General features: G+C 71.8%; 7 protein-coding genes and 2 pseudogenes. 7 read left to right on the forward strand and 2 right to left on the reverse strand.

Annotated features, from left to right (window positions below; translation table 11 throughout):
• Positions 1-202 precede the first annotated feature (202 nt).
• The 3 genes and pseudogenes from ACWD5D_RS00805 (at position 203) to ACWD5D_RS00815 (ending at position 2,651) form a co-directional block, all read left to right on the forward strand.
• Positions 203-1,539 (forward strand): annotated as a pseudogene (locus ACWD5D_RS00805) (ATP-binding protein).
• Positions 1,536-1,880, forward strand: coding sequence for a nucleotide pyrophosphohydrolase (locus ACWD5D_RS00810; RefSeq protein WP_451370615.1), 345 nt, complete (start codon positions 1,536-1,538; stop codon positions 1,878-1,880). Before ACWD5D_RS00805 ends, ACWD5D_RS00810 begins: the two are co-directional and overlap by 4 nt.
• Positions 1,881-2,165: 285 nt before the next feature.
• Positions 2,166-2,651, forward strand: a complete 486-nt coding sequence (locus tag ACWD5D_RS00815) for a DUF6099 family protein (RefSeq protein ID WP_451370616.1) — start codon at positions 2,166-2,168, stop codon at positions 2,649-2,651.
• 171 nt (positions 2,652-2,822) lie between these two features.
• Here ACWD5D_RS00815 and ACWD5D_RS00820 read toward each other — a convergent pair whose 3' ends face one another.
• Together ACWD5D_RS00820 and ACWD5D_RS00825 are read right to left on the reverse strand one after the other, a co-directional pair.
• Positions 2,823-2,960 (reverse strand): hypothetical protein, encoded by a 138-nt coding sequence (locus ACWD5D_RS00820; RefSeq protein WP_451370617.1) that lies wholly within the window; start codon positions 2,958-2,960, stop codon positions 2,823-2,825.
• Positions 2,961-3,190: 230 nt separating this feature from the next.
• Positions 3,191-4,114: an LLM class F420-dependent oxidoreductase gene (locus ACWD5D_RS00825; protein WP_451370618.1), complete on the reverse strand. Its 924-nt coding sequence runs from the start codon at positions 4,112-4,114 to the stop codon at positions 3,191-3,193.
• 165 nt (positions 4,115-4,279) lie between these two features.
• Between ACWD5D_RS00825 and ACWD5D_RS00830 the strand changes: the two genes are divergently transcribed.
• The 4 genes and pseudogenes from ACWD5D_RS00830 (at position 4,280) to ACWD5D_RS00845 (ending at position 11,162) form a co-directional block, all read left to right on the forward strand.
• A complete protein-coding gene (locus tag ACWD5D_RS00830) occupies positions 4,280-5,797 on the forward strand; it encodes a 3' terminal RNA ribose 2'-O-methyltransferase Hen1 (protein ID WP_451370619.1) in 1,518 nt (505 codons plus the stop codon).
• Positions 5,794-8,357: pseudogene (locus ACWD5D_RS00835) on the forward strand (polynucleotide kinase-phosphatase). Before ACWD5D_RS00830 ends, ACWD5D_RS00835 begins: the two are co-directional and overlap by 4 nt.
• Positions 8,358-8,535: 178 nt before the next feature.
• Positions 8,536-10,071, forward strand: coding sequence for a VMAP-C domain-containing protein (locus ACWD5D_RS00840; RefSeq protein WP_451370620.1), 1,536 nt, complete (start codon positions 8,536-8,538; stop codon positions 10,069-10,071).
• 11 nt (positions 10,072-10,082) lie between these two features.
• On the forward strand, positions 10,083-11,162 hold the full coding sequence (locus ACWD5D_RS00845) for an AAA family ATPase (RefSeq protein WP_451370621.1): 1,080 nt from the start codon (positions 10,083-10,085) through the stop codon (positions 11,160-11,162).
• The last annotated feature ends 53 nt before the right edge of the window (positions 11,163-11,215 follow it).

Below are 11,215 nucleotides of genomic sequence, written 5' to 3' on the forward strand. Positions count from 1 at the left end.
GAAGGCGGGCGCTTGTCGTCTCCGGCCCGTGCCGTCTCCGTCCGGTGCCGTCTCCGTCGCCCGTCGTTTCCGTCCGGTGCTGTCTCCGTCGTCCGTCTTTTCGTACTCGGTCGTCCCCGTTCCTCCCCTGGGCTTCCCCCGATCGTAGGAAGGTCCGAGGGCGAAACGGTTCGCCGGTGCGGTCGAGCCCTACGGTCCCCCTATGGCCGTGCCCTCCGCCCCCGCCGAGCCCTCCGTACCGTCCGGGTCTTCGGCGGCATACGACTTCACGACACCCGGTGCGCCGGTCGTGCCGGCCCGACATGCCCGCGGCGAGGATCCGGGTGGTCCGTGCCGTGAAGCCTCGGACTCCGCGGGGCTCCCGGAAGCCCCGGAAGCCCCGGAAGCCCGGGACGCCTCCTCCGGCGGAAGGGCCGATGGACGGTGCGACGTACGGGCCCGCATCACCGAGTTACGGCTCTCCGCCTTCGCCGGGCACCGGCGGGCGGTGTTCCCCCTGGGGGCCGTCACCCTGTTCGCCGGGCCCAGTGGGGCGGGGAAGTCGACCGCGTTCGCGGCGTTCGAGGCGCTTGCCCGGCTCGGCGGCGGGATGCCGCTCGTGGAGGTGTTCCCGGATCCGGTCGCCTGGATCCCGGAGCGCGCGCGGCCCGACGCCGGGGGCGGCGCGGATTCCGGATCGGCTGTACGGCCGACGGGGTCGAGGGGCCGGTACGACTCGACGTCGCCGTACAGGCCGAGCCGTACCTGCGGATCGTGGGCGAGCGGCTGACCGCGCGCGGCGTCGTCCTGCTGGAGACCGCCCTGCGCGATCCGGGGCGCAGGACGGTCCAGGCCGCCTGGCACACCGCGGGCTCCTCCCCGGTGACCCGCGCCCCGCTCCCCGACGACCAACTCGGCACCGCCCTGCTGCCGTTGCGCGTGGCGGGGAAGACGGACGGACAGCGCCAGGTCCTCGCCGCCGCCGAGCAGATGGTCGTCGCCCTGCGCTCCGTCTTCGCGTGCGATCCGCGTCCCGAGTGCATGCGCAGCCCTGTTCCCTTGGGCTCGGGGCACCTCCTGCCCGGCTGTGACAACCTCGCCGACGTGCTGTCCCGCACCCGGTCGGAGTGCGGCCGGCGGCACGCCCTGCTGGTCGAGGTGCTGCGCGCCGGCTGTGCCGGGCCGGTGACCGACCTGGTCGCCGAGGCGCTGTCCGACGGCACCGTACGGGCGCTGCTCGACCGCGGCGACGGCCACCGTACGGACCTCGGACGGCTCGGGGACGGCGAGTTGCGGTACATCGCGCTGGCACTGGTGCTGCTGACCGGTCCGGGCGTCCTGGACATGGACACACCGGGCGAGGTGCCCGACGCCCTGCGTACCCTCACCCTCCTCGCCGACGGTTTCGACCGGTGCCTCGACCCGGACCAGCGCCGGGAGCTGCTGCTGACGGCGGCCCGGATGGGCGAGCGCGGCCACATCCGCTGCGTGGGCGCGGTGAGCGACGCCTCGTGGGCCGCGGGGACGCCGGGCGTCACAGTGGTACACCTGAATCCGTGACGGAACACTCTGACCTGGCCGGACTCCAGCGCAGGCTGGCCGAGTTCGCGGCCGCGCGCAACTGGCAGCCCTACCACACCCCGAAGAACCTCGTGGCCGCCCTCAGCGTGGAGGCCTCCGAACTGGTCGAGATCTTCCAGTGGTTGACCCCGGAGGAGTCGGTCCGGGTGATGGACGACCCCGACACCGCGCACCGGGTCTCCGACGAGGTCGCCGACGTCCTCGCCTACCTCCTCCAGCTGTGCGAGGTCCTCGGCGTCGACCCGCTGGCCGCCCTCTCCGCCAAGATCGACCGCAACGAACACCGCTTCCCGGCACCGGGGGCGGAGGGCACTTCGTAGCCGGGAATCCGGGAGCCGAGGACCTGAGACGGGTCATCGGGAGTCTGAAACGGGTCGCCGGGAGCTTGAAACGGGTCGCCGGGCCTGTTTTCGGCGTCCGAACTGCCGGACTTGCGCACTCCGTTATCACTCTCCGGAGTTAACTCCTGTGTCGAATCCGAATTGTTGTCCACAGATTTCCGCCTTCCTCTGGCTTTTCGCCCCAGCGACCCTCACGCTGGGTAGTGGACAAAGAGGTTCACGCATACGTGCGGAGAATCACGGCGGACCGGACGGGGGCAGCGGATGGACGCGGTACGACTCATCGACATGAGCAGGCGCGCCCTGGCGGGAGGCGCCGACGCGCCCGAGGTCATGGCGGAGGTGTGGCAGGCCCAGTCCCTGGCGCAGGCGATCGGAAGTCGCCTCGCCGTGTCCGGCCCGCCCGAACTGCGGGGCGAGGCACTGGGCCTCACCGAACTGGCGGGCCGGGGCTGCGGCGTCCTGGACCCTCCCGAACTCGACCCCGGCGATCTGCGCGCCGCCCAGCTCACCGAACTGGCCGACGCCCGCCAGACCCTGCTGTGCCTCGGCGGCCTCCTCGGCGAGGTGGGCATAGCCCTGGTCGGCCTGGCCAGCGCGGCGGCCGACGAGACCACCTACTGGCAGTGCATGGAGGCCATCGACGCGGCCGACGAGTCACGGGACCGCGTCCTGGAGATGCTGCGCAAGCTGGCGGCTCGGGAGGAGATGCTGCCGGAGGGGACGAAGGACAGCCCTTCGGGCGTGTGACGGAGAGAGGGGACGGGCGGACGGGGAACAGCTCCTCCGGCGTTTGAGGACGAGGCCGTTCAGGGCCGAAGCAGAGTTTCGGCGACGCGGGAATTCGGCGATGCCGGGGTCCGGGGTGGCGCCCCCCCCAGGCCTCAGCCTCCCGCATCGACGCCCGTTCCTCGGCGGAGTTCACCCTCCCTGGCCGCGGCCCGCACCGGCCCCGGCCGCCTGAGGATCCTCCAGCGCCGACAGGTGCGCGTTCGGCGCGGCCATCAGCTCCTCGATCCGCTCCAGCAATCCCTTCGGGGGAACGGACTCCCGCGACATCACGACGTCCTCCTCGGCCGCGGCCCGGCAGGGCGCCGGATCCGACGGCCCGACGATCACCACCAGGACCGGTCACCGACCGGGACGGCCACCGCCCGCGCGACGGTGCGGTTTTCACCCGCCCGTGGACGGCCGTCCCAGGCGGTGCCGACGACATCGACGGGGGAGGGGCCGTGCGGGACGGACGGATGGACCTTCGGCTCCTCGACGGCCGGGGGCGGCCGACGGGGTCAGGCGACCTGGGGCATGACCTCCGAGGCGATCAGCTCCAGGTGGTCCAGGTCGTCGAGGTCCAGGATCTGGAGGTACACGCGCTGCGAACCGACGGCCTTGTACCGCTCCAGCTTCTCCACGACCTCGGCCGGCGATCCGGCAAGCCCGTTGATCTTCAGCTCGTCGGCCTCGCGTCCGATGGCGTCGGCCCGGCGCTTCACCTCGGCGTCCGTCTTTCCGACACACGCGACAAGGGCGTTGGAGTAGACGAGGTCGTCGGCCTTGCGGCCGCGCTCCTCGGCGGCGGCCCGGACGCGGCCGAACTGGCGCTCAGTGTCCTCGACGGAGGCGAAGGGGATGTTGAACTCGTCGGCGTACTGCGCAGCAAGGGCCGGCGTCCGCTTCGCGCCGTGGCCGCCGATGAGGACGGGGATCCTGCTCTGCGCCGGCTTCGGCAGCGCCGGAGAGTCCTGGAGCCGGTAGTACGTGCCGTCGAAGTCGAACCGCCCGCCGGCGGGGGTGTTCCACAGGCCCGTCACCACGGCCAGTTGCTCCTCCAGGCGCCCGAACTTCTCCTTCGGGAACGGGATGCCGTACGCCTTGTGCTCGTCCTCGTACCACCCGGAGCCGAGACCGAGTTCGACCCGCCCGCCGGACATCTGGTCGACCTGCGCCACCTGGATGGCCAGGACGCCGGGGAGGCGGAACGTGCCGGCGGTCATGAGAGTGCCGAGACGGATGCGACTCGTCTCCCGGGCGAGGCCCGCGAGGGTGATCCAGGCGTCCGTGGGACCGGGCAGGCCGTCGCCGTTGCCCATGTGCAAGTAGTGATCGGACCGGAAGAACGCCCCGTAGCGCAGCTCTTCAGCGGCCTTGGCGACGCGGAGGAGCGTCTCGTAGGTCGCCCCCTGCTGGGGCTCTGTGAACACACGAAGATCCATGTATCCATCATGCATGCAGGTGTGTGCTTGACGGCCGCATGTACACGCCTGCCGGATCGCGGGACCGCCGGGAACGGGTGCACCCCCGCTCACTCCTCCACCGTGACCGGGGAGCTGCGGGAAAACCGGTGGTCACTCAGGCGTGAGGGCGGAAGACTCGGACATGTGTTCCTGACGATCTCCACGCGCGGCACCGCCGCCGGCCCTGCCACCGACCTCGGGTTTCTGCTGCACAAGCACCCCGACAACGCACAGGCCTTCTCGACCTCATCCGGGAAGGCCCACGTCTTCTACCCGCAGGCGGACGCGGAGCGCTGCACGGCGGCGCTGCTGCTGGAGGTCGACGCGGTGGCGCTGGTGCGGCGGGGCAAGGGGAAGGGGCGTGGCGGAGCGCCGGACGCCGCGCTCGCACAGTACGTCAACGACCGGCCGTACGCGGCCTCCTCGCTGCTCGCGGTCGCACTGAGCGCCGTCTTCTCCAGCGCCATGCGGGGCGTGTGCAAGGCCCGCCCGGAGCGGGCCGCCGCCCCGCTGCCGCTGCGCATCGAGGTGCCCGCGCTGCCGGCCCGCGGCGGCCCGGACCTCGTGCGGAGGCTGTTCGAGCCGCTGGGCTGGGCGGTGACCGCCGAACCCGTGCCCCTGGACACCGCCTTCCCGGAGTGGGGCGACTCGCGGTACGTCCGCCTCGTCCTGGAGTCCGAGACGCTCACCCTCGCCGAGGCGCTGCGCCACCTGTACGTGCTGCTGCCCGTGCTGGACGACGCCAAGCACTACTGGGTCGCCTCCGACGAGGTCGACAAGCTGCTGCGGGCCGGCGAGGGCTGGCTGCCCGGCCACCCGGAGCAGAAGCTGATCACCAGCCGCTATCTCTCCCGCCGCTGGTCGCTGACCCGGGAGGCGATGGAGCGGCTGGAGCTGGTGCGCCTGGCCGAGGCCGACGACAGCGAGGTCGAGGAGATCGACAACGCGGTCGAGGAGGAGACGGAGACCGAGGAGAAGCCGACGCCGCTCGCGGTGCAGCGCCGCGAGGCGATCCTCGACGCGCTGCGCGAGTCCGGTGCCGCTCGGGTGCTGGACCTCGGCTGCGGGCAGGGGCAACTGGTGCAGGCTCTACTCAAGGACGTGCGCTTCACCGAGATCGTCGGTGTCGACGTGTCCGTGCGGGCCCTCACCATCGCCGCGCGCCGGCTCCGGCTGGACCGCATGGGGGAGCGGCAGGCGTCCCGGGTCCAGCTCGTCCAGGGCTCGCTCGCCTACACCGACCGGCGGCTCAAGGGTTACGACGCCGCCGTGCTCAGCGAGGTGATCGAGCATCTCGACCTGCCCCGGCTGCCCGCCCTGGAGTACGCGGTGTTCGGCGCGGCCCGCCCCCGCACGGTCCTCGTGACCACCCCGAACGTCGAGTACAACGTCCGCTGGGAGACCCTGCCCGCCGGACACGTCCGGCACGGCGACCACCGCTTCGAGTGGACCCGCGAGGAGTTCCGCACCTGGGCGGCGACGGTCGCCGAACGGCACGGATACGACGTCGAGTTCAGGGCCGTCGGCCCCGACGACCCCGAGGTGGGACCACCCACCCAGATGGCCCTGTTCACCGTGAAGACAGACACGACCGTGAAGACGGAAAAGACCGAGAAGACAGAGAAGACCGAGAAGACGGGCAAGGAGGCGAAGGCGGCATGACCGAGACACGCACGGGACGGGTCCTCCCCGTCACCGACCTCTCCCTCGTCGTCCTCGTCGGCGCCTCCGGCTCCGGCAAGTCCACGTTCGCCCGGCGGCACTTCGCGCCCACCGAGGTGATCTCCTCGGACTTCTGCCGCGGCCTGGTCTCCGACGACGAGAACGACCAGAGCGCGACCCGGGACGCCTTCGACGTGCTGCACTACATCGCCGGAAAGCGGCTGGCCGCCGGCCGCCGCACCGTCGTGGACGCCACCAGCGTGCAGCAGGACAGCCGGCGCCAGCTGATCGAGCTGGCGAAGCGGTACGACGTGCTGCCCATCGCCATCGTGCTGGACATGCCGGAGGAGGTGTGCGCCGAGCGCAACGCGGCCCGCACCGACCGCGCCGACATGCCCCGCCGGGTCATCCAGCGGCACATCCGCGAGCTGCGCCGCTCCCTGCGCCACCTGGAGCGCGAGGGCTTCCGCAAGGTGCACGTGCTGCGCGGAGTCGAGGAGGCCGAGAACGCCACCGTCGTCACCGAGAAGCGTTTCAACGACCTGACCCACCTCACCGGCCCCTTCGACATCATCGGCGACATCCACGGCTGCGCCTTCGAGCTGGAGTCGCTGCTCGGCAGGCTGGGATACGCGGACGGCGTGCACCCCGAGGGCCGTACCGCCGTGTTCGTCGGCGACCTGGTCGACCGGGGCCCCGACAGCCCCGGCGTGCTGCGCCGCGTGATGTCCATGGTCGGCTCCGGCAACGCCCTGTGCGTGCCGGGCAACCACGAGAACAAGTACGGCCGTTACCTCAAGGGCCGCAAGGTCCAGCACACCCACGGGCTCGCCGAGACCGTCGCGCAGATGGAGGGCGAGAGCGAGGAGTTCAAGGCGGAGGTGCGCCGCTTCCTGGACGGGCTGGTCAGCCACTACGTCCTCGACGGCGGCAAACTGGTCGTCTGCCACGCCGGCCTGCCCGAGAAGTACCACGGCCGCACCTCCGGCCGGGTGCGCTCGCACGCCCTGTACGGCGACACCACCGGCGAGACCGACGAGTTCGGGCTGCCCGTGCGCTACCCGTGGGCGGAGGAGTACCGGGGCCGGGCCGCGGTCGTCTACGGGCACACCCCCGTCCCGGAGGCCACCTGGCTGAACAACACCATCTGCCTGGACACCGGCGCCGTCTTCGGCGGCAAGCTGACCGCGCTGCGCTGGCCGGAGCGCGAGCTGGTCGACGTACCGGCGAAGAAGGTCTGGTACGAGCCGGCGAAGCCGCTGCGCAGCGAGGCGCCCGGCGGACACGAAGGACGGCCGCTGGACCTGGCAGACGTGTACGGGCGCAGGGCCGTGGAGACCCGGCACGCGGGCCGGGTCGCGGTCCGCGAGGAGAACGCGGCCGCCGCCCTGGAGGTCATGAGCCGCTTCGCCGTCGACCCGCGCCTGCTGCCGTACCTGCCGCCGACCATGGCGCCGACGGCGACCTCGCAGGTGGAGGCCCGCGGCGGAGCCGCTGATGGACACTTCCTCGAGCACCCGGCCGAGGCCTTCGCGCAGTACGCGGCGGACGGGGTCGCGCGAGTCGTGTGCGAGGAGAAGCACATGGGCTCGCGGGCCGTGGCCCTGGTGTGCCGGGACGCGGAGGCGGCGCGCGAGCGGTTCGGCGTGCAGGGTCCCACGGGCGCGCTGTACACCCGCCCGGGCGGCCGTTCTTCGACGACGAGACGGTGACCGAGGAGATCCTGGGCCGCCTGCGCACGGCGGTGACGGACGCCGGACTGTGGGACGAACTCGACACCGAATGGCTGCTGCTGGACGCCGAGCTGATGCCGTGGTCGCTGAAGGCGTCGGGTCTGCTGCGCAGCCAGTACGCGGCCGTGGGCGCCGCGTCCGGGGCGGTGTTCCCGGGTGCGCTCGCCGCCCTGGAGGCCGCGGCGGAGCGCGGTGCCGACGTGGGCGACCTGCTGTCCCGGCAGCGGGAACGCGCCGGCGACGCCGCCGCGTTCACCGACGCCTACCGCCGCTACTGCTGGACCACCGACGGTCTGGACGGCGTACGCCTGGCCCCCTTCCAGATCCTGGCCGCCCGCGGACGCAGCCTCGCCGCGCTGCCGCACGACGAGCAACTGGCCCTGATCGACCGGATGGTGGAGCACGACGGCACCGGCCTGCTGCAGACCACCCGACGGCTGTACGTCGACACCGGCGACCCCGAATCGGTGCGGGCCGGCGTCGACTGGTGGCTGGAGATGACCGGCCGGGGCGGCGAGGGCATGGTCGTCAAGCCGCTCGGCGCTCTGGTGCGCACGGAGCAGGGCCGGCTGGTGCAGCCGGGCATCAAGTGCCGGGGACGGGAGTACCTGCGGATCATCTACGGTCCCGAGTACACCCGTCCGGACAACCTCGCCAGGCTGCGCAAGCGGTTCCTGAACCACAAGCGGTCCCTGGCGATCCGCGAGTACGCCCTCGGCCTGGAGGCCCTGGACCGCCTCGCGGACGGCGAGCCGCTGTGGCGGGTGCACGAGGCGGTGTTCGGGGTGCTGGCCCTGGAGTCGGAGCCGGTGGACCCGCGGCTGTGACCGGGTCGGCTCCGGGTACGGCACGCCGGAGCGATTGATTCCGGCCAGGTGCGTCCCGTATGAGACGACCCTGGCCGGGCCCGGTGATTCCGGTCCCACAAGTCCCTGGTTAACCGCTGGTTGCCGTGCTAACTTCGCTGGTCAGTCAGGCAGGTGTACCGACTCAGGGGGAAAGTCGGTGGAGACAGGTGCGGAATCCGGCGACCCCGAGAGCGGTGTCGGGCAGGGCAGGGGCTGGGAACTGCTGTTACAGCTGACCGACGCGCTCAGCCCCTTGGGCTGCATGGAAGACGCGCCGGGGCGGGCCCAGTTCGCCGCGATGCTGGCGGACCAGTTGCAGCGGCCGGTGGATCTGCGGGGCGTCAAGCTGCGCGAGGACGTCGCGGCGCTGGTGCGCGCCGCGTTGAACGTGGCGGGCGGCGAGCGCGTGCTCGTCGGTGTGGTGCGCATCCTCGAAGGGGGCCCCGCCGGCGACGAACTCGACCGTCTGATCGAGCCCGTGGTCTTACCCGAGGCCGCCCCCGGCATCCTGCCGGGCCCGCTGACCCCGGCCGAGGAGGCCGAGGCGCGCGCCGTCCTCGTCCAGGGTGAGCTGCCGGCCCGCCGTCTGCGGGACGACCTCGTCGAGGAACTCAACGGCCTCGACCTGCCGGCCGGACTGTCCCCCGAACAGCTCCTGGCGCACGTCCTCGAATGGAACACGCAGCCCGACGGACTGCCGCCCGCCGTCCTCCTCCTGGATCGGGCGTCCCGGCTCGCCCGTACCCGAGCCCACGGCGTCGCCCTGTCGGAATGGGTCGACGAGTGGGCCCAACGCGCCAATCTTTCCCATGAGTTGAAAGAGCGTCGCAGCGCGCGGCCCGACCCGCCGTCCGACCCCGAGGTCCCGCGCTGCCTGATCGTCGCGGTGGAACCTGCCCGGGACGGCAGCGGCGAGATCGTCGTACGCCCGTGGCTCAACACCACGCAGGGCCGCTGGGATCCACAACCGGGCGATCCGGCCACGACCACGCTGGAAGGCCTGGGCGCGGCCGTCGAGACCGCGCTGCGGCAGGGCGCCCGGCTCTGGTCGGTCCCGCGTGAGCCGGACGCGGGGGAGCGCCTCCAGCCGCCGCCGTACGTCGAGTTCGTCCTTCCGTACGATCTCCTCAACTACGATGTGGCGGGACTGACGTACCGGATCGGCGACGGGCGTCCCATGCCGCTGGGGCTGAAGTACGGGGTGCATCTGCGCAGTCTCGAACGGATGCGCACCGATGACGCCGTCGTTCTCCAGCAGTGGCGGGAGCGCTGGCTGGCCCTGCGGCGGCACGGCGTCACCGTGCAGGGCTGGACCGAGCCGGACGGCGGTCGCCTCGACGCGTGGCAGGCCACCCTCGCCGGGGAATCCATGAGGACAGCCGTGGTGTTGGACGCACCGGCAGACCTCGCGGCACTGGAAGCACTCAAGGCTGCGCTCGCCGAGGGGATAGGCCTCGCGGTCTGGGATCGCAGGGGCGTGTTCGACGACGAGCGCAGAGAGGTGGTGACCGCCGTGTTCGCGTCCGTGCAGACGCCTGCGCAGATCCCGGTCGCGATCCACCGACTGAGGCAGACCGCGGTACTCCACGCCAAGGGACCGGGCCGGTTCCTCGGCCGACATATCGGATTTCTCTGGGATGATCCCAATCGGGTCGTCGATCTTCATCCCGCTGACCCGGACCTCGCCAGCTAGGAGGCATCGGCATGAGCGCGCAGGAGCAGACGGTCGTGAACGGCTGGCGGGTGTTCAACGCCACCGGTCGTGCGCCGGACTCCCCGCCACGGCTGCCACAGGCGCCGCCCTGGCGACGCTTCCGCGGCGCCCCGGCCCAGCCCGCCCCGCCGGACGACCCTGAGGCCGCGCTGCGCCGGCTCGGCCCCGGCGACGTCACCCCGCAGCTGCGCGCGGACGACATCGACACCGTCAACGCGGCCCTCCTGTTGCGCCGGCCCTTGCTGATCACCGGCCCGCCGGGCGTGGGCAAGTCCACCCTGGCCTACGTCATCGCCCGCGAGCTCGGCCTCGGGCGGGTCCTGGAGTGGAACGTCGTCAGCCGGACGACGCTGCGGGACGGCCTGTACGTCCATGACGCCATGGGGCGCGCCCAGGCCATCGCCGCCTGGCAGGCCGGACTGCGCAACGGGACTTCGGAGGCGTCCGCGGGAGGCACGGCCGACTCAGCGACTTCCTCAAGTGAAGGTCAACTTCCCCCGGTTCTCGGAGACTTCATCACTCTGGGTCCCCTGGGCACCGCTCTGCTGCCCTACGATCGTCCCCGGGTGCTTCTTGTCGATGAGCTCGACAAGAGCGACATCGACCTGCCGAACGACCTGCTGCACGTCCTGGAGAACGGAAGTTATGAGATCCCGGAACTCGTGCGCGACGCCGCGGACACCTCGCGCGTCCACACCAGTGACCCCGGGCGCCGCGCCGAGTTGGTCGACGGGCGGGTCGAGTGCCGGGAGTTCCCGGTCGTGGTGATCACCAGCAACGGGGAACGCGAGTTCCCGGCCGCGTTCCGTCGGCGGTGCCTGCCGTTGGAGATGCGCACCCCCACCCGGGAGCAACTTCTGGCCATGGTCGAGGGGCACCTCGGCGCCCTCCCGCAGGGTGCCGAGGACCTGGTCGACCTGTTCGTGCAGCGGGTCCAGGCGGGTGGCACCCACTCGCTGGATCAGTTGCTCAACGCTGTCCAGATGACTACCGCGGGTGGTTTCCAGGTGGACGGCGACGGGCGTAAGCTCGTAGAAATGCTCCTCCGCGACCTCGCGAAGGGCCGCTGAATGACTTCCAGGGAGCACGCATCCGGGCTCGGCGACGGAGGTCCCGTTTCGGG

Source organism: Streptomyces sp. NPDC002520, assembly GCF_053595235.1.